This is a genomic window from Flavobacterium sp. FlaQc-48 (genome assembly GCF_044007335.1).
GTDB lineage: Bacteria > Bacteroidota > Bacteroidia > Flavobacteriales > Flavobacteriaceae > Flavobacterium.
Genome location: NZ_JBIPCR010000002.1, coordinates 73,050 through 93,549 on the forward strand (window position 1 = coordinate 73,050; position 20,500 = coordinate 93,549).

15 protein-coding genes and 1 pseudogene are annotated in these 20,500 nt (G+C 35.5%); all 16 read left to right on the forward strand.

Annotation, left to right across the window (positions count from 1 at the left end; all coding sequences use genetic code 11):
* Nucleotides 1-74: 74 nt before the first annotated feature.
* The 16 genes and pseudogenes from ACHRWY_RS03615 (at nucleotide 75) to ACHRWY_RS03690 (ending at nucleotide 20,263) form a co-directional block, all read left to right on the forward strand.
* The gene (locus tag ACHRWY_RS03615) at nucleotides 75-2,765 is read left to right on the forward strand and encodes a DUF5695 domain-containing protein (protein WP_395352597.1); all 2,691 of its coding nucleotides are present in this window, start codon (nucleotides 75-77) and stop codon (nucleotides 2,763-2,765) included.
* A 6-nt stretch (nucleotides 2,766-2,771) separates the two neighbouring features.
* On the forward strand, nucleotides 2,772-4,919 hold the full coding sequence (locus ACHRWY_RS03620) for a family 43 glycosylhydrolase (RefSeq protein WP_395352599.1): 2,148 nt from the start codon (nucleotides 2,772-2,774) through the stop codon (nucleotides 4,917-4,919).
* Between the two features lie 37 nt (nucleotides 4,920-4,956).
* A complete protein-coding gene (locus ACHRWY_RS03625) occupies nucleotides 4,957-7,167 on the forward strand; it encodes an alpha-galactosidase (protein WP_395352601.1) in 2,211 nt (736 codons plus the stop codon).
* Between the two features lie 190 nt (nucleotides 7,168-7,357).
* Complete coding sequence (locus ACHRWY_RS03630) at nucleotides 7,358-9,589, forward strand: DUF6055 domain-containing protein (RefSeq protein ID WP_395352603.1); 2,232 nt, start codon at nucleotides 7,358-7,360, stop codon at nucleotides 9,587-9,589.
* Between the two features lie 689 nt (nucleotides 9,590-10,278).
* Nucleotides 10,279-10,932, forward strand: coding sequence for a GNAT family N-acetyltransferase (locus ACHRWY_RS03635; RefSeq protein WP_395352605.1), 654 nt, complete (start codon nucleotides 10,279-10,281; stop codon nucleotides 10,930-10,932).
* 310 nt (nucleotides 10,933-11,242) lie between these two features.
* Nucleotides 11,243-11,914: a GNAT family N-acetyltransferase gene (locus ACHRWY_RS03640; protein ID WP_395352607.1), complete on the forward strand. Its 672-nt coding sequence runs from the start codon at nucleotides 11,243-11,245 to the stop codon at nucleotides 11,912-11,914.
* A gap of 137 nt (nucleotides 11,915-12,051) precedes the next feature.
* On the forward strand, nucleotides 12,052-12,570 hold the full coding sequence (locus ACHRWY_RS03645) for a hypothetical protein (protein WP_395352609.1): 519 nt from the start codon (nucleotides 12,052-12,054) through the stop codon (nucleotides 12,568-12,570).
* A gap of 98 nt (nucleotides 12,571-12,668) precedes the next feature.
* Nucleotides 12,669-13,025: pseudogene (locus ACHRWY_RS03650) on the forward strand (response regulator transcription factor); the annotation flags it as partial.
* A 25-nt stretch (nucleotides 13,026-13,050) separates the two neighbouring features.
* Entirely contained in the window at nucleotides 13,051-13,686 is a 636-nt protein-coding gene (locus tag ACHRWY_RS03655) for an efflux RND transporter permease subunit (protein ID WP_395352611.1), read from the forward strand.
* Nucleotides 13,687-13,723: 37 nt separating this feature from the next.
* Nucleotides 13,724-15,076 carry an efflux RND transporter permease subunit gene (locus ACHRWY_RS03660; protein WP_395353202.1) on the forward strand — a complete coding sequence of 451 codons (1,353 nt, stop codon included), beginning with the start codon at nucleotides 13,724-13,726 and terminating at the stop codon, nucleotides 15,074-15,076.
* Between the two features lie 384 nt (nucleotides 15,077-15,460).
* Complete coding sequence (locus tag ACHRWY_RS03665; protein WP_395352613.1) at nucleotides 15,461-16,309, forward strand: helix-turn-helix domain-containing protein; 849 nt, start codon at nucleotides 15,461-15,463, stop codon at nucleotides 16,307-16,309.
* A gap of 57 nt (nucleotides 16,310-16,366) precedes the next feature.
* Nucleotides 16,367-17,254: an SDR family NAD(P)-dependent oxidoreductase gene (locus ACHRWY_RS03670; protein ID WP_395352615.1), complete on the forward strand. Its 888-nt coding sequence runs from the start codon at nucleotides 16,367-16,369 to the stop codon at nucleotides 17,252-17,254.
* 219 nt (nucleotides 17,255-17,473) lie between these two features.
* Nucleotides 17,474-18,055: a Crp/Fnr family transcriptional regulator gene (locus tag ACHRWY_RS03675; RefSeq protein ID WP_395353203.1), complete on the forward strand. Its 582-nt coding sequence runs from the start codon at nucleotides 17,474-17,476 to the stop codon at nucleotides 18,053-18,055.
* Between the two features lie 162 nt (nucleotides 18,056-18,217).
* The gene (locus ACHRWY_RS03680) at nucleotides 18,218-18,838 is read left to right on the forward strand and encodes a DsbA family protein (RefSeq protein ID WP_395352617.1); all 621 of its coding nucleotides are present in this window, start codon (nucleotides 18,218-18,220) and stop codon (nucleotides 18,836-18,838) included.
* A 67-nt stretch (nucleotides 18,839-18,905) separates the two neighbouring features.
* The gene (locus tag ACHRWY_RS03685) at nucleotides 18,906-19,796 is read left to right on the forward strand and encodes an MBL fold metallo-hydrolase (RefSeq protein ID WP_395352619.1); all 891 of its coding nucleotides are present in this window, start codon (nucleotides 18,906-18,908) and stop codon (nucleotides 19,794-19,796) included.
* A 68-nt stretch (nucleotides 19,797-19,864) separates the two neighbouring features.
* Nucleotides 19,865-20,263 carry a nuclear transport factor 2 family protein gene (locus ACHRWY_RS03690; RefSeq protein ID WP_395352620.1) on the forward strand — a complete coding sequence of 133 codons (399 nt, stop codon included), beginning with the start codon at nucleotides 19,865-19,867 and terminating at the stop codon, nucleotides 20,261-20,263.
* Nucleotides 20,264-20,500: the final 237 nt, after the last annotated feature.

Consider the following 20,500-nt stretch of genomic DNA (forward strand, 5'->3'; position numbering starts at 1 on the left):
TTTAAATGGGTCATTAAAAATATAAAACAAAGAGGCTGAAAAGTCGGTTTAAAGGGATTAAAAAATATAAGAATATGAAAAAACTAACATTATTAGCTGCGATTATGTGTTGCTCAATGGCTTCAACTAATCTACACGCGCAGGAGTATTGGGATAAAATTAAAGCTCAGAAATCAACACTTGAAATTGATAAGGGATATCTTAATCTGAGTACCAAGTCATTTCAGCTTAAATTATTAAAATCATCTCAAACAGTAGCTGCGTTATCGCCGGTAAGCAACAAGAACTTTGATTTTACTCCCGGAGAACGATTGTCTATTCGTGATAAAGACGGACTTTATTATCTGGGCGATATCAATTTTAGAATAAAAGAAGCAAACGGGACCTGGAAAAGTTATTCGAGTGCTGCCAAACGAGCTTCGGTAAAAGAATTAGCGGTTTCAGGAACTACATTGGCAGGAGCAGACTTATCGAATGCATTTCCGGCTGGAACTCCGCTTACCGTAAAACGTTATTATGAAGATAAAAACGGCGATTTGGTAATGCGTTTTGAAATTACGAATAATTCAGCAGCGGCAATAGAAATTGGAGCTTTGGGAATTCCAATGGTTTTTAATAATATTCTTGAAGGAAAATCACTGGATGACACGCACGCACAAAATGTATTTTTTGATCCGTACATAGGAAAAGATGCCGGTTATCTCGAAGTAAAAAGATTAAGCGGTCATGGTCCGGCTTTGTTATTACTTCCCGAAGAAAATATGCCATTTGAAGCGTATCGCCCGTTATTGGATGATGCCACGCCAAGAAGTATTGTGTTTGAAGGATTTCATGAATGGATGCCATTAAGTAAAGCCTATGCAGAAAACGAATGGAAATCTGCAGAACAATGGAATACACCTACTTCATTGATTTTGGAACCAGGCGCTTCTAAAAACTTTTCTTTAAAATTAGTTTTGGTTGATGAAATCAAAAATATCCAAAAAACATTAATCGAAAAAGAACGTCCAGTAGCGATAGGAATTCCGGGTTATGTATTGCCGGAAGATGTAGACGGCAAACTTTTTTTACAATATAAAAAAGCAGTAAAATCATTTAAAATTGAACCGGAAGGTGCTTTGACAATTGAGGCTAAAGGTAAAAATGACAAAGGATATTTTCAATATTCAGTACACGGGAAAAAATGGGGCAGAGCCAGATTGACAGTAACTTATGAAGATGGATTACAGCAAACCATTAACTATAAAATAATTAAATCTGAGAAAGATGTTGTGGCAGATTTTGGTCATTTCTCTACAACGGCACAATGGTTTAATGAAAAAAATGATCCTTTTCACAGAAACCCTTCTGTAATCTCGTACGATTACGAAACCAAAAAACAAATAACGCAGGACAGCCGTGTATGGATTGCAGGTTTAAGTGACGAAGGCGGAGCAGGAGGATGGTTAGGTGCTATTATGAAACAATTGATAGAACCCAACAAAGAGGAAATAGTAAAACTGGAAGAATTTGTTGACCACACACTTTGGGGAGGAATTCAGTACAACACAGCTGATACGCTGAAATACGGCGTTAAAAAAAGTGTTTTTTATTACGAACCTGCATTAATGCCGGAAGGAACGTACAGCAAGGACGTCAATTATAAAACATGGGCTGCCTGGGACAAAAAAGGATCTGATGATCCGGGAAGATCATACAATTATCCGCACGTTGCCGCTGCACACTGGACAATGTATCGTTTGGCAAGATATCACAAAGGTCTGGTAACCAATCATACCTGGGATTGGTATTTGAAAAATGCCTACGAAACAAGCGTTGCCATGACACGATTAGCCCCTTATTATGCTCAGTTCGGGCAAATGGAAGGAACGGTTTTTTTACTGATTTTGAAAGATTTAAAAACGGAAGGATATACTGAAATGGCAAATGATTTAGAAGCGAAAATGAAAGCAAGAGCCGATCATTGGAGAACACTGAATTATCCGTTTGGAAGTGAAATGCCGTGGGATTCGACAGGTCAGGAAGAAGTATATATGTGGTCCGATTATTTTGGTTATACAGATAAAGCAAATGTTACGCTGGATGCAATTTTGGCCTACATGCCAACAATGCCAAACTGGGCGTACAACGGAAATGCCCGCAGGTATTGGGACTTTTTATACGGAGGAAAATTATCAAGAGTAGAACGTCAGATTCATCATTACGGTTCAGCTTTGAATGCGATACCGGTTTTGGAACAGTTTAAAAAAACACCGGAAGATTTTCATTTGCTAAAAGTAGGTTACGGAGGATTATTAGGCGGAATTTCTAATATTACTGAGGATGGTTTTGGTCCTTCAGCATTTCACTCTTATCCTGAAACCCTGAGAATCGATTATTTATCCGGGGATTATGGTTCCGGCTTCTTTGGTTATGCGGTAAATACGGCCACTTTTATCACCAATGAAAAAGACTTGGGATGGCTGGCTTTTGGAGGTAACTTAAAAGAAAACGGCGATGAAGTTGAAGTAGAAATTACAACAGCGGCAAAATCGAAAGTATTTATTGCACCAAAGAAAATGTGGCTGACATTAGACGCAGGAACATTCAAAAAAGTAAGCTATAATACCAAAACGGGCGCAGTTAAAATTACTTTAGATCCAAAAACAGCCTATACACCGGATGCTTATTTAAGAGTAGACAAAGAGGTAAAATTATCGTATGAAAAAGTAAGAGGCGCTTATAAAATTGCTTTGAAAACAAAAGCGATTCAAATTAATCTATAAGAATCAATGCTGAATAAGAAATTGCTTTACAGTCTCATTATACTTGTTTTTACAGGAACTGTTTTGGCTCAAAAAGATATTCCTGTAAATACTCCCGGAGCTAAAAATCCCATTTTGCCCGGTTGGTTTGCCGATCCTACCATTAAAAAGTTTGGAGATATTTATTATATCTATGCCACGACCGATAATGAAATGCTGGCATCGGGCGCTCCTACAGTCTGGTATAGTAAAGACTTTAAAAACTGGTACAATTATATCATGGAAATTCCGTCTTTTTCAGCAAAATCGATCACGAATTTTTGGGCTCCGGATATCATAGAAGGCGAGGATGGCAAATATTATTTGTATTTTGGAAATTGCGAAATAGGCTGTAATATTTACGGCTATGTTTCAGACACGCCCGTTGGCCCGTGGAAAAAATTAAGCGATCAGGATGTTCCGGTAATTTCAAACGGATATCCACGAGAAGGTTATCCCTCTCTCGATGCACAGTTTTTTACAGACACCGATGGCAAAATATACGGTTATTGGGGAACATGGGTTCACTACAATGGCGGTTATGCGGTGGGTGAATTGAATAAAAAAACAATGGGCGAAATGACTCATTCCACTAACATTCCATTAGAGCAAACTCCGGCGCCGTTTGAAGCCGCTTATGTGATGAAAAAAGGTTCTAAATACATTTTAATGTATTCCGGAGCTTCTTGTCATGACGAAACCTACAATGTGCGTTATTCGTATTCTGATTCTCCTTACGGACCTTTTACACCCGGAAAAAACAATCCGATTTTAAGTACGAATGAAGACAAAACCGTTCATGGTCCGGGACATCATTCTGTTTTAAAAGAGAAAGACGATTATTACATTGTCTATCACAAACACGATTACCCAATGACCAGAGGCGGACTTGCGAGACAAGTTTGTATTGATAAAATGATATTTGAGAATGACTCGACAATTAAAGCAGTTTTTCCTTCAAGTAAAGGAATAGATGATCTTGTCAGATCTGTTGTGCCTGATGATATTGCTTTTGGCGCAACAACGACAGCTTCGTCTTTTTATCATTTAAAATCGACCGAATATGATTATGAATATAAACCTTCTTATGCAACAGATGATAATAATGCCACAATGTGGAAAGCGGCTGATAACACATCGCCTCAGGATTTAACTATTGATTTAGGTTCAGAAAAGAAGATAAAAAGAGTAATGACCCAATTTGAATTTGCCAGTTACTATTATCAGTACAAACTGGAATATTCCGTAAATGGAAAAAACTGGTTTCCTTATGCCGATAAATCCAAAAACAGCACCGCAGGAAGCCCAATGATTGATGATAATGAAGTAAGTGCACGTTATATCAAACTGACCGTTTTAGGAACCGAAAAAAGAGGATTGTACGCAGCAGTCTGGAACATAAAAATCTATAGTTCCTTATTTGATGTTCCGTTACCCTTGAAAAATGCAGCGTCGAAAATACTTCCTGCCGTAAAAAGCACTAAGAAATTAGTAGTTGATCTTAACGCCAATAAAATTGCTAATAATTCGGCTATAAATAAGATTGCTAATAAAGGATCGATTGGTGGAACTTTCACAAAAAGCGGAGAAATAACTTTAGAAAAAACGGACGGAATTAACGCTTTTCATTTTAAAAACGGAGCTTTAACCTTAGATAAAGCCGTACCCAAAAGTTTGGCTTGGAATGGCTCTTACACGGTAGCAACCTGGGTTAAAAATCCGGATGTTGCCAAAGAAGGAGAAATTCTGGCATCGTGGTGCGATCGAAACGAGTTTAATTTAGCGAATTCGTACAATGCTTTGGCTTATAACAGCAGCAATTACGGAGCTGCACCACATTTAGACGGACATTTTGATATGCGTTACAATAAAATTCCGGAGGCCAATAAATGGCATTATATCGTTCTTACTTTTGATGGCGTTGTGGAGAAAATATATGTAGACGGCGTTTTGGATAATTCTCAAAATATGCTGTTATCATCGGCAATTGATAAAGCAAAAATTATCATTGGAGCATCTGATATAGGGGAGAATTATTCAGGTTTTATGGCTTCTTTGCGTTTGTATGATTATGCGCTTGGTCAGGAAGATCTGCTTCAATTAATGAAACAGACAAAACCCAAAACCGAAAATTAGTAGACAGACTATAATTAATTAAAATAAAAAATAAAAAATGAAGCAATTTTTACTGTTACTATTCACCATTGTCTGTTTGTCTGTTCAGGCGCAGGAAAGTTCCATAATTAAAATTGAGACCGAAAGTTCGGCTTTGGTTTTAAAGATAGGTAAAAACAAAAAATTGTATCAGACGTATTTGGGAACAAAGCTCAATAATAGCGATGAATACGAAGCCGTTTCAAAGGAAAATACCAAGAATTTTGTGGTGAATGACGGGAATCCTTTAATCGATTTACGCCATTCAGCATATCCCACTTTTGGAACCGATAATTTATTCGAACCTGCAATCAGAATTACCCATAACGACGGAAATCCTTCATTAGAATTAGAATATCAAAATCATACTATTCAAAAAATTGATGATAATACTGCTGAGATTATGATCAAATTAAAAGACCCTCAGTATCCGGTTTTTGTCAACCTTCATTATAAAACTTTTTATAAAGAAAATGTAATCGAATCGTGGACAGAAATTCAGCACAATGAAAAAAAAGCTGTAATGCTGTACAATTATGCTTCATCGGCATTACATCTGGATGCAGACCAATATTGGCTGACTCAATTTTACAGTGATGTAGTTGAAGAAGTGCGAATGGAAGAAAGTCAGCTTACAAGAGGTATAAAAGTTATCGATTCGAAGCTGGGAGTCCGAACGAATATGTTTACATCGCCAAGTTTTTTTCTTTCCTTAAACTCGAAATCGGGGGAAAATACAGGCGAAGTAATTGCAGGTACAATCGCTTGGTCTGGAAACTTTAAATATACATTTGATATTGATAATAATAACGAATTGAGAATTATCTCCGGAATCAACGAATTTGCATCAGAATATAATCTCGAGCCCGGAAAAATCTTCAAAACACCTGCTTTTATTTATACTTTTTCGAATCACGGAAAAGGGCAGGCGAGCAGAAATTTGCATGCCTGGGCCAGAAAGTATGGTCTTAAAGATGGCGAAAAACCACGTCTTACTTTACTCAACAATTGGGAAACGACTTTCTTTGACTTTGATGAAAAGAAACTGGCCAATATGTTTACAGATGCCAAAACACTGGGCGTGGATATGTTTTTGCTTGATGATGGCTGGTTTGGCAACAAATATCCAAGAAGCGGTTCTACATCAGGTTTGGGAGACTGGCAGGCCACAAAATCTAAATTGCCAAACGGAATCGGTTTTTTGATGGAACAGGCTAAAAAAACCGATGTGAAATTTGGTATCTGGATAGAACCGGAAATGATCAATGAAAAGACAGAACTGTACGAAAAACATCCGGATTGGGTATTGAGTTTACCTAACAGGGAAAAAAGTATTTATCGCACGCAATTGGTTTTGGATTTATGTAATCCGCAGGTTCAGGATTTTGTTTTTAAGGTGGTCGATGATATCATGCAGACCAAATCGGGTGTTGCTTTTTTTAAATGGGATTGCAATCGTATGATGACCAGTGCGTATTCGACTTATCTTAAAAATCAGCAATCGCATTTATTCATAGAATACACCAGAGGTTTGTATAAAGTTTTAGACCGAATAAAAACCAAATACCCCAATCTTCCTATGATGCTTTGTGCCGGTGGCGGAGGCAGGGTCGATTACGGAATGCTGAATTATTTTACGGAGTTTTGGGCAAGCGACAACACAGATCCGTTCGATCGCGTATTCATTCAATGGGGATATTCTAATTTTTATCCTGCATTGGCGACCTGCAATCACGTGACTTCTATGGGCAATCAGTCCATTAAATTTAAAACCGATGTGGCCATGATGGGCAAACTGGGTTTTGACATTCATGTTGGCGGTTTAAAACCAAACGAATTACAATTTTGTCAGCAAGCGGTTGCTAATTACAAACAACTAAGTCCGGTAATCTGGCAAGGCGATTTGTATCGCTTGATTTCGCCTTACGAAGAAAGCAGGGCCGTATTGATGTATGTAAATCAGGACAAAACCAAGTCGGTTGTTTTCTCTTATTCGCTGCATCCACTCACAGATCCTAATTACAGTCTGGTACGATTAGAAGGGCTTGATCCTTTGAAAAAATACCAGGTCAAAGAAATAAATGGTATGCCGGATGCCAAAAATACTTTTGAGGATTCAGGAAAAATTTTTTCAGGTGATTTTTTGATGAAAGTAGGTTTGAAAGTTTCTTCTTCTAAACAGGAAAGCAGTGTGGTATTAGACATTACAGCTGTCGATTTTAAAAATTAGGGTTAAGTTCAAATTTCGACTTCTTTATTATATAATTTTTTGTATTTAACTATTTGTTTTACAGAATAGTATGTTTATTAAAATAGGTAAAATAGTATTAAATTAAGGTAATATTGTCTTATTAAATTGTAAGTGTGATTTATACATTTACAAAAGAATGCTATTTCTTAACCTATTAATTAAATAAACTATGAAAAAACTTTTACTGTTAGTTGTCGTTTTTCTATCCAGTTATTTTGCAATTGCACAGAAAACGCTTTTTACTCCCACAGAATGGAGTGACCCCAATAATGAGTTTTATAATAAAGTGTCCAACTCCAGAAAATACGAGTCTACGAACTTCGTATTGTACTGGGGTGATAAAGTAGGTACCAATCCTGCAGCTTATGCGGATGCTGCTTTACGATTTACGCCTCAATCGGTTGCAGATACGCTAGAGACTAGTTTTAAACGCTATATCACTGATTTGCATTTTGTAAATAATGCGTCAACGACCAATTTTGGGAAGTACAAGATCATTATCATGATGATGAATACCTGGAATTCTACAGATCCACGATTAGAGGCTTTTGCGCAGGCGAGTTCTTTTAGTAATACCATTGGCGCCATGTTCGTACATCCTGAAGCCACCAGAGATGGCGGGGCTTTATCTCATGAGTTTGCCCATACGCTGCAAATGATGATGAGCATTCAGGAAAATCCTGGTGCCGGAAAAGCATTTTCGGGATACGATTGGGCGGGTCCGTTTTTTGAAGGTCATGCCAATTTTATGCGTGCTCAGGCTTATCCGCAATGGGCAGAAATTGACGGAACTTTGACCCGCTGGATTCAGACCAAACATTTTATGTGGTCCTCGAACCGACATCATTATACGAATTTTCATTTGATGTATTATGTTCAGGAAAAAGAAGGATTTGATTTTACCAGACGAATGTGGGCAGAATCGACTAATGAAGAACATCCGCTGGAAACCATTAAAAGATTAAAAGGTTTTACACAGGATCAGCTCGATGATTACCTTTGGGGATATGCACAAAGGCAGCCGGCCTTCGATTATCCTATTCAGTGGAATTCTCAAATTAACACAACCAGTAATTTCGGAAAAACCATCAGAAACGTTTACAATGCCATAAAAACGAATATGCCGCGTTATACCAGCAGACAATATACTTTGCTTACAAAAGTAACGGGAACAACAGATCAATATTACACGAACAACGATTGGGCGCCACAGGATTACGGATTGAATGTGATTCCGTTATACCCAACCTGTACGGGCACTCAGAAAAAAGTTACCATTAAATTTAAAGGACATTCAGAAGTTAATGCTACTCAGGCAGGATGGCGTTATGGTTTTGTAACTACAAAAACAGACGGAACGATTTCGCGTTACAGCCCCATGTATAAAACAGATGGTGAAGCTTCATTCGCGCTAAATACTTCGACAGAAGCCAATATTTATTTGGTAGTTTTTGCCGCGCCAAAAGTGCATGTCAATTACAATATGGATGTAGGTTACCCTAAACAAAGAAGATATCCTTATGAATTAAAAATTGCAAATGCTACTCCTGAAGGATTTCAGCCTGCCGCAAATTTTAGAAGTTTTCTTAAAACAAACGGACATTTGCATACTAACGGTGGCGGATGGGTATCTAATAATGCAACTGTTGCGTCTACAGTTTACGTAGGCCCGTATGCAATTGTAAGAGGCGGAACTATTTCAGGAAATGCCCGTATCGATGATTATGCCATGGTAGATGGTGGAACAATAAGCGGCAGTGCCATTGTAAGAGGAAATGCCTGTGTGTACAATGCTACTTTATCAAACAGCGCTATTGTTGAAGGCAATGCCTGGATGGAAGGCGGTTCTGTAAAAAACACGGCCAATATAAAAGGAAATGCAATGTTGTTTGCAGGAGATTTTGGCAGTTCAGTTGTAGTAGGCGGCGATGCCGAAATTGGCAGCTGTTCTACTCCGGGTGTTTATTTGCAATTTCCTTATTGGAGAAACGGAAGAGACAATTGCGATGGCAAAGGCGCTAGTGATACTTCTAATATCGACATCAATGCAACATTTACCAACTTTACAGCTGCGCAAATGGCTTTTAGTACAACACCAAATTGTACGGTAACCACACTTACTGCTAAGAATGCAGTTGCTGATTCAGAAGTGGATTTGAGTATTTATCCAAATCCGGTAAATGAAATTCTAACAATTTCATTTATGCAAACCGAACAAGAGAAAGTAACCATTTTGCTGTTTGATATAAATGGACGCAAACTGGATATCATTACAGATAAAACTTATGAGGTAGGCAGAATTGAGATTCCGTACAACTGTAATAAATTGATTCAAGGAATATATATGGTACGAATCCAAAAAGGTGCTAATATTATCAATAAATCATTTGTTAAACAATAATCATATTCTTCTATAAAAAGAAAGCGACTTAAAAATAAATAGCCTGTAAATATTATTTTACAGGCTATTTTAGGTTCTGTTTGGTGATTATGTTCTTGGTTACAATGAGGAGGGCTGTCTCATCTGGGAATAAATTTTATCTTTAGAATTTTAAACCGATCAAAAAAGGAATACTAAAGGTCATTGTTTTCCAAAATACATAATTCTTCAGTCAGTATATTTCAAATTAAGATTTACACTTAGTTATCGGGATGTTGAAGAAATAATGAAGATTAGAGGTGTGATTGTAGATCATGCTATACTTGTTCAAATTGTTTCTTAGTTGCACCTCAAAATGTATTTGGTGCACTTAAAATATGAAAATTTAATTTCTGGATTTGTAATTAATAGTATTGAGTTATCTTAATTTAAGTCCATTTCTAAATGGACTTTTTTATGTCTTCTGCATTTTGGTTTAGACGTCCTGTTGGGGATTAGTAAATAATGAGCTGCTAAAATTTGATCAAAATGATAAAAGCATATCATTTTGATAAGGATATAAATAAGGGTTAATTTTTTTTTATATACAAACTATTGATATATAGGCTTTTGTTTGTTATACAGCTAATAGTGGTATGTAATTTGGATAGAATGTTTTTGTATTCCTCATTCACTTAGTATAAACAAAATCGAGAAATACTAAATCAAATATGAAAACCCAACAACGCATTATAGATTTTTCAGGCACAGATTTTCTTCGGCCTGATTCTGTACGAAGCAAAGCAATACTATTGCTTAATGATAAAGTTTCTGATCAAATAGATTTTACGGTTCAGGTAGCCAATGCAGATCATGTCTTTTGGATAGAAGAAATTTGTGATGCGACCTTAGCATCTGCTAAAGCGAGGGGAACAGGAATTTCAGGACGTACTCCGGAGTTTCTGGGAACAAAAATGATAAAAGGTGAAGCTGTTATTGCTTTTACGTCAGATGGGAGATGGGCAGGTTTTTGTTTTATATCTTCCTGGGATAATGATCAGTATGTTTCTAATTCAGGATTTATAGTCGCTCCTGAGTTTAGACATACAGGTATTGCAAAAAGAATTAAAAGAAAAATTTTTGAGTTGAGCCGCAAGAAATATCCCGAGGCGATAATATTCAGTCTTACTACTGGTTCGGCTGTGATGAAAATGAATCACGAACTTGGTTTTGAGCCGGTCAGTTATTCAGAGTTGACAGCAGACAACGATTTCTGGGAAGATTGTAAGTCTTGTGTCAATTGCCCCATATTAATTTATAAAGAAAGAAAAAACTGTTTATGTACGGCTATGCGGTATAATCCAAAAGAAAATGAGTCTCATTAACGACTTTTCAACTCTTCTGTAATTTTTTCTCAATGGTTTTCACTCATAATAAAATCAGTTACTTTATGAATTGAAATCAATATTCTAAATTGACTTAAAAAATTCGTGACAGTACTAACAAATTCGAATAAACCCAAAACAATATTAATTTAAAGAACTATGAAAGTAGATAAAAAAAGAAACAAGGAACTTACAAAATTATATTTATCAAATAAATCGATAAGGAATAAAGAAAGGGTTATAAACTTATTGGTATTTACCATCGTATTTTTTATTACTGTTCTGATGATCTCTCAAATACTTTAAAGTTATGAAGATTATAAGCCCATTAATAGATCCAATAATAAACCTTAACAAGAAAGGTTTTTTCTATTCAAGTTCATCTCACAACTATAAAAAATTGCCTGTCAAACACAGTGAGGAACCGGTTGATTTTGCTGTAGAACGAGCAAGGTCCTCCCATACTTTCTGGATAAAGCAGATATGCGAGGTCACCTTATCATCTGCGATAGCCCGCGGCATTGGTATTTCAGGATCTTCACCCGAACTGCTGGAGACAAAAATGAAAAAAAGAGAGGCAGTAATAGCTTTTGCGTCGGATGGGAGATGGGCAGGTTTTGCTTTTATTTCTGCCTGGGAGAATGGTAAATATGTTTCTAACTCAGGACTTATTGTGGCACCTGAATTTAGACATACCGGACTTGCAAAAATGATTAAAGGAAAGATTTTTGAAGTGAGCCGGGAAATGTATCCTGAGGCAATTATATTTACTTCGACATCGGGATTAGCAGTAATGAAAATGAACCAAGAACTAGGTTTTGAGCCGGTTACTTATTCTGAGTTGACAACCGATGAACTTTTCCGGGAGGGATGCAAATCCAGTATTAATTGTCCAATATTGATCAGTAAACAAAGAAAAAACTGTTTGTGCACTGCGATGAAGTATGATCCGAAAGGCATTAAATATAGTGAACTGCTGTAATAATGGGGATAAAGCTATAAATTAGGAATTAAAAATTAAGAGTTGTAATTTAGAGCTTATGATAAAGCATTGAAAATGAGGTTTCATATCTGTAAAAATAATCGAACACAGTGGACAGTACCTAATAATTCAAAAAGATGAAAACTACATTAAAATTAAGAGCTGGTTTGCTTTTTCTAATGATAATTACTCTTTCATTAGTGAGTGCTTACTATAATTTTTCGATAGAAAAGGACACAGAAAGCATCTTAAAAGCCAATTATAATACCCTTGAGTATTCTAGAAATATGCTTCTTTCGTTAGACGAAATTAATTCGAATAAAGAAAAAGCAGTAGTAATATTTGAAAGTAATCTCACCAAACAAATGGCAAATATTACAGAATCTGGTGAAGATAAAGTTACTTATAGTCTACAGAGTAATTTTAATTCTTTTAAAAAAGATGGTACTAATGACATTTTGAAAAACCAGATTCGTCAGGATATTTTTCAGATTATGAAGTTGAATATGCTTGCTATTAAAGAGAAAAATGGTATTGTTAAGCATACTACAGAAATTTCTAATTTTTGGATTGCCATTTTAGGAATACTTTGTTTTTTACTTGCTTTTAATCTTCTGTTAAAGTTGCCTAATAACACTGCCAATCTAAAAAAATAACTGACCGCAATTTGTACATACCTTTTACCTATTGATGCTGAATTTTCAAATAATAAATATTTTATCCATTCTGCTGTCATTATTGTAACTTTGCTTAGATGAAAATTTTAGTAATAGAAGACGACCAAAGAGTAGCCGAATTGATTCAAAGAGGACTTGAAGAACAAGGATTTGTAACCACATTAGCTTATGACGGACTATCCGGAAAGAAATTGGCATTACAAAATGACTATGATTTGATGATTACAGATATTATTCTGCCAAAACTTGACGGACTGGATTTAAGTAAAGAAATTCGCAGGACTAAACCGGATTTACCTATTATTATGCTGACGGCGCTTGGCACAACTGATGATAAAGTGGAAGGTTTTGATGCCGGTGCAGATGATTATCTTACTAAGCCTTTTGAGATGAGAGAACTTTTGGTTCGCATAAAAGCTTTACTAAAACGCAGTAATAATGCAAATCACCAGATAGGATTTGTTTCTTGGAAGTGCCAGAAGTGCACTAGTAGTAGCCTTAACAATTCCATTTTCTTTACTGTTTGCCTTTATTCTAATGAAACTTACAGGCATTCCTGCCAATTTGCTTTCTCTTGGTGCCATAGATTTTGGAATTATCGTAGATGGCGCCTGCTTAATGGCAGAACATCTGATCAGGAAATATAGAACTGCCACACCTCAGGAAAGACAGGAAGGGATTGTAAAAATCACCCTGCAGGCCGCACAGGAAGTAGGCCGGGAAATTTTCTTTTCAGTAACCATTATTATATTGGCCTATATGCCGATACTTTTAATGACCAGAGTGGAGGGGAAATTGTTTTCTCCAATGGCTTTAACTTTGGCTTTTGCAGTTATAGGTTCAATGCTGGCGGCACTTACTTTTATCGCTGTGCTGATTTCGTTTGTTTACAGAAAAGAATTATTAGATATTGATAAACCTATTAAAGAACACAAAAATTTGGTATTGGATTTTTTAACCAAGTCATACGAAAAAACATTATCAGGTTTTTTAAATAATTATAAGAAAACCACTATCATAGGTTTTTCGGTTGTAGCTGTATTTATTTTATGCGGATTAAAACTAGGAACCGAATTTTTGCCAACCTTTAGATGAAGGATCCATCTTTTTAAGAGGGAATTTCCCTGCCGGAATTTCGATACAGGAAAATGCTAAATACGCTCCGAAAATCAGAAAAATTATTGCTAAGTATCCTCAAATATCCTATGTAATAACGCAAACAGGCCGCAATGATGATGGTACTGACCCGTTTCCTGCCAACAGAAATGAAATTTTAGTGGGACTAAAGGATTATAAACTTTGGAGCGATACCATTGCTAAAAAAGATTTGGTTGAAATAATTAAAACGGATTTACAGCAGCAAATTCCATCAGTACAATTTTCTTCAGGGCAGCCCATCATAGATCAGGTAATGGAGATTGTAAACGGTAGCGCAGCTGACCTTGCTATTTCAGTGGTTGGCGATGATTTACAGATGATGAGAAAAAAGGCCGAAACTATTGCTCAAATTGCGAAAAAGATTGACGGCGCAGCCAATGTTAATATTGAACAGGAAGGAGAGCAGGAACAATTGGCGATAGATATTAACAGAGAAGAAGCTGCACGTTTTGGGATTAATGTGTCTGATATTCAAAATATGATTGAAGCGGCTATAGGCGGAAAAACAATTTCGACTTTATATGACGGAACAAAACGTTATGATATCGTAGTTCGGTTTTTACCCGAGTACCGAAATTCTACTGATGCTGTAAAAAATATTTTGGTTCCATCTTCCAATGGCGCATTAATACCAATGAGCCAATTGGCAGACATACATTTTGTTCAAGGACAAACTAATATTTATCGCTACGGCAGTAAACGCATGATTACGGTCCGAACAAATATAAAGGGGATGGACCAGGGAAGTTTTGTAAAAGAACTGAGAGAAAAAGTGGAAAAAAGTGTAACAGTACCCAAAGGATATAACATTATTTATGGAGGACAATATGAAAATCTGGAACGAGCAGGAAAGCAATTGGCTTTTACGATTCCTTTGACAGTTATCATGGTGTTTTTATTTCTGTTTATGCTGTACAAAAATTTCCAGCACACCATGATTACAATGTGTTGTATCTTGTTTGCTTTAGGAGGTGGAATTGTTGCTTTACTCCTTAGGGGATATTATTTCAATGTTTCTGCCGGTGTTGGTTTTGTGAGTATTTTTGGGATTTCTGTGATGGCAGGCGTACTTCTTGTATCGGCGCTCAACAGGAAGACAATTTTTGAAAAGAATGATTTGCAGGAGAACGTATTGACAGCTTCAAAAGAACAATTAAGAGCTTTATTGTCTATTCTAATTGTTGCCATTGTGGGGCTTATTCCTGCTGCGATATCATCAGGTATAGGATCGGATGTGCAAAGACCTCTCGCAACAGTAATTATAGGCGGATTGACCAGTACTCTTTTGTTCGCTCCAATTCTAATCCCCCCTTGTACTTTTGGATGAATAAAGACTTAAAGAAATAAAAATTTTATAAGTCTTGAAGCCTTGTTTTAATTTTAATACAAAAACGGAGTACTTAGAGGAGCACAGTGAGGGAATCTAAGAAATTGAAATAGATGTAAGGTTCGAACCCCTAATCGCCCGCCATAATGACAAATAACGCTACTGTCTTTCAGTGGCGTTATTTATTTATTAGCTCTTTTTCCACAGACACACTTGTGTGTTATCCCATTTTTGGAAAAAATAAATTTTAATTTATAAAATTTCACAATTCCTATATCTGTTTTTTGAGTAATATTGTGCAATCGCAACAGAAACATCATAGTGTAAATACAATTTGTTATAGATATATGCACTGCAAAGTATAAGATATAAACAAAGCATAGGATGAAAAAAAATATTCCTACAGTTTCTTTAAATGAGTTTACAAACCAGGCAACAAGTATTTTTCATTTTGTTGGCGCGGATGACAACAGCACTTTATATGAAAAAATACCACATCGAAGGGATGACCATTTCTTGTTCATTCTTCAAAAAAATGGATATAGTAAAATTGTAGTTGATTTTAAAGAAATCACCTTAACGGAAAATTCCATAATCTGCATTTTACCGGGACAAGTACATTACGTTATTTTGGTAGATTCTGGCACAGAAGCATCTTTATTGACTGTTGATTCAAAACTAATAAGTAAAAAAAACAGAGCTATCTTCGAAGAAAACTACTTTGATTACCAGTCTATAAGTTTAAATTCAACTACCAGCCATTTTTTTAATTCCTGCATAGAATTGGCAGAAGCTTCTGAAAAATTAAATACAAGTCTGGAAGTAATTTATTCGCTTACAAATACGTGTGTTTGTCTATTTGCACAAGCCTATAAAGAAATAAAAGTTAGTGACACCGCTATTTCCCGAAAGCATGTCATCACAAAACAGTTTAAGAGTTTGTTATTAAAGCATTTCAAAACACATAAAAGTGCGGTAAATTATGCAAATGAATTAAATATCACTTCCGCTTACCTGAATGAGGCTGTTAAATTAATTACCGGCTCAACTGTTAGCTATTGGATACAACAAATGATACTAACAGAAGCTAAACGATTACTGTATGCCACGGATAATACAGTAAAGGAAATTGCCTATCAACTGGGTTATGATGACCCCGCCTATTTTAATCGTTATTTTTCTAATTTGGAAAAGATGACTCCGCTGCAATTTAGGGTAAGATACCGCAAATAGTCCAATAATTACCATTGTATTTCTATTGTTAATACAAGAGAGCTGAGATAGTTTTGTATGAAAAATACAACTATGATAAATCAGCTTATTTGGAGCATTGGAATCCTTACATTAACGGTATTGTCTCTTCAACTTTTTAAATTCATAATACCCTATTTACATCCCTCTCAACTACTTAAATACAAAACAGAAGATGCCTATGCTTTGATAACAGGAGCAACTGACGGCATTGGCAAAGCAATTGCAATGGAACTTGCTAATAATGGATTTAATGTTATTATTCATGGACGAAACGCAGAAAAGTTAAAATCGGTAGAAAATGAAATTATAACAAAAAACACAACTTGTAAGGTTATACATTTGATACACGATGGAAGCGAAAGCAGTAGAATGAATGTATCATCTATTGCCCATTTACCGATAACCATTTTAATAAATAATGTAGGTGTTGGTCCCATTTCTGAACTTACGAAAATGAGTAATCAGGAAATTGACAAAACAATTATGCTGAACACTGCATTTCCTTCGCAACTGACACATGATTTAATACCTTATTTCAAAAAGCCCGCTTTAATACTCAATGTGTCTTCTTATGCCGGGCTTTTACCTCCGCCTTATTTAGCAGTATATGCCGGAACAAAAGCCTATAATAATGCTTTCTCTATTTCTTTGGCTCGTGAACTTGAAAATATAGAAGTAATTTCATTGCTCACAGGAAGCGTAAATACCGGAAGCAATAGAAAGCCTGTTTCCCTTATGCGTCCAAGTGCCGAAACTTATGCAAAATGTGTGTTAAATAGAATAGGCTGCGGCAGGCAAAGCATAATGCCTTATTGGCAACACGCAATACAGACTTTTTTGATTTCATTATTACCACAAAAATTTATAGATAAAGCTACCAAAAATGCATTAAAGAAAGAACTTGCAGCAAAAGGTACCAAATAACATCGGTTTTTTGTAATTTGTATTTTAACTGAAAATTTCAGCGTTGAAAGCCTGGCTTTAGGCAAAACTTAGAAACGTTTTTATCATATCTTAATTTTACGAAATATTTTATTTTATATTTTCGTAAAACGTTAAATTTGGTACTAAGTTTCGGATTGCTGTCACTGACACTCCATGAAAACACAAATAATGCAGCCAAATGAAGAAAAACCCAATAAAATGAAAGAGCTTCTCAAAGAAAACATCTTGAAACATATTTCACTTTCCGAAAATGAAACAGAAGCATTTGTTGATTTATTTGAGAAAAAACTGATTCGAAAAAAGGAGTTTTTATTGCGGGAAGGAGAAGTCTGCAAATTTGAAGGATTTGTTTCAAGCGGGCTTTTGCGTGTTTATCATATTGACCAAAATGGTTTTGACCAAATACTTTATTTCGCGATAGAAAATTGGTGGATTACTGATATTGATAGTTTTACTAATGGAACACCTTCACAGCTTTCTATAGAGGCACTTGAAGACAGTGAAGTGCTTTTAATTTCAAAAGAAGACAAGGAATTTGCTTACGAAAACCTGCCTAAAATCGAAAAACTTTTTAGGGTAATGACCCAAAAAACACATGTTGCCCTACAACGAAGAATGATTGATAATTTGAGTAAAACAGCAGACCAGCGTTATATTGAATTTGTAGAAAAATATCCTAAACTGGGACAGCGTCTTTCTAATATTCAAGTGGCTGCTTATCTTGGTATTACCAATGTTTTCCTGAGTAATATAAGGAAGAAAATCGTATTAAAGAAATAATTTTCAGTTATAATTTATTAAAATAGTTTAAAGATTTTTGGGTTTATGCGGTAGTACCTTTACAGTATCAACCCAGCTGAAAAATAGTTTCTTAAATTAAATTATTGCATTTACATCCTTTTCTTTTCTGATGCAAATGTCCGGCTTCTAAAAATCAAAAAAATGAAACTTATTTATGTAATGGATCCACTTTGCGGATGGTGTTATGGAAACTCCGCCAATACACAAAAACTGTATAACAAATATAAAGAGATCCTTGACTTTGAAATCTTGCCTGCAGGTATGTGGACCGGTGCAAATGCCCGAAAGCAATCTAAACCAATGGCAGAATATATTAAAAAGCATGACCTTCAGGTAGAGCATACTACAGGAACTGCATTTGGGGAAGCTTATTTTAAGTTAATTGAAAATGAAGATGTTATTTTAGACAGTGAAGTGCCGTCAAGAGCAATTGTTACTGTAAAAAAATTATGGACTGAACAAGCTGTATCATTTGCTGCTGAGGTTCAAAAAGCAAGATATGTATATGGTCAGGATCTGAATATAGTCCAGACTTATGTGAAGATTTGTGATGACCTAAAGTTGGATATAGAAAAATTTATTGAAGTATTTGATTCAGAATTTATAAAAAATGCTACGCTTGAAACATTTGAAATGGCCAGGCAATATGCCAATTCTTACCCAACTTTACTGGTCGAAAAGAAAAAAGAAGAATTTGTTTTAGAACAAGGTTACGCCAGTTTTGAAACCATTGTAAATAGAATTGAAGAACTCCTTTATTAAACTAGTTTAAAGATTTTTTGTACAGAATGATTGCATATTTGTATTGATCATTCTAAACAATATAAAAATGAAAAAAATTATCTCAACAGTATTTTTACTAACACTAATTTTATCTAATATGGAAACACAAGCACAGAATTTCAAAACTATTGAAGCCAATAATTTAAAGCTGGAAGTTTTTAATGCATCCGAAAATAGTTTTGGTGTCGCTTCAGTAATAGTTTCAGGAAAAACAGATGCTGTTTTGATTGATGCACAGTTTACGCTGGAAGATGCTGAAAAAGTAGCCGAACGAATTAAAAAATCAGGCAAAAAACTAACCACTATTTATATTTCACATACAGATCCTGATTTTTACTTCGGATTGGAAGTATTCAAAAAATATTTCCCTGAAGTTACCGCTTATGCTTCGCCGGCAACAGTCGAGTCTATTAAAGCAACTGCACAGAAAAAATTAGACGTTTGGGGAGAACGATTAGGTAAAGCCATTACTTCTAATATTGTTTTACCTCAGGTTTTAAAAGGAAACAGTATTGATTTGGAAGGACAGAAATTAGAAATTGCAGGATTAGAAGAATTTCCATCAAAAACATTTGTATGGATTCCTTCAATAAAAGCAGTTGTGGGTGGTATTAATGTTTTTGGAACCACCTTTAACCTTTGGATGGCAGATGCACAGACACCAGTTGCACGCAAACAATGGATTAATGTTCTGGACAAAATTGAAGCATTACATCCACAAATTGTAATTCCTGCTCACGCTAATTCTCAAAGTCCGTTTGATATTTCAGCTGTAAAACATACAAAAAGCTATATCCAGTTTTATGAAGAAGCTTTAAAAACCAATAAAACTTCAGAAGCTTTAATTAAAGCGATAAAAGCAAAATATCCAACACTTACTTTTGACACAGCCTTGCAGATTGGTGCCAAAGTAAACACGGGAGAAATGAAATGGTAAAACTAAAAATCATGATTAGCCTGGCGATACTTATTGTATTGTCAGGTTGCTCTTTAAATAAAAATAACATGACAAATCTAGAAATTGTAAAAAGTACATACGAAGGAAAAACTTCGGAGGAAAATGGTAAAAATCTGGCGCAGTATGCAGCAGATAAGATTTCATGGACAGAAGCCAAAGGTTTTCCGTACGGAGGAACTTACATTGGTTTGGAAAACATTACCAAAAATGTTTTTAGCCGATTAGGAAGTGAATGGATCGATTACAAATTTACTCCCGAAGATTATGTAGCAAGTGATGATAAAGTTGTTGCTTTTGGTACTTATACAGGCACATACAAAATTACAGGCAAACCGTTTGAAGCCAGAGTGGCACATGTTTGGAAATTGAAGGATGGAAAAATTATTAGTTTTGAGCAGTTTGTAGACAGTCAGCCAGTTTATGAGGTGATGAAAAAATGCATTTAGTATAAAATCACAAAATTTGCAAAAAGATATTAATTCCTGTACCGCTTCAAATTCACAGTATTGAAAGAATAAGAAACCATTCAATAACTCCAAAGGGCAAGTTTGTTTTCATCTTGTATTTTAGGCAGATATTTCATTGCACTTGTTGACTTTGACAGGAATATATCTTAGTGAAATATTCTCTAAGGTTCTGGTATCTTTTTTTTTACAATAGATCTAATGTTTCTATACCTTTCG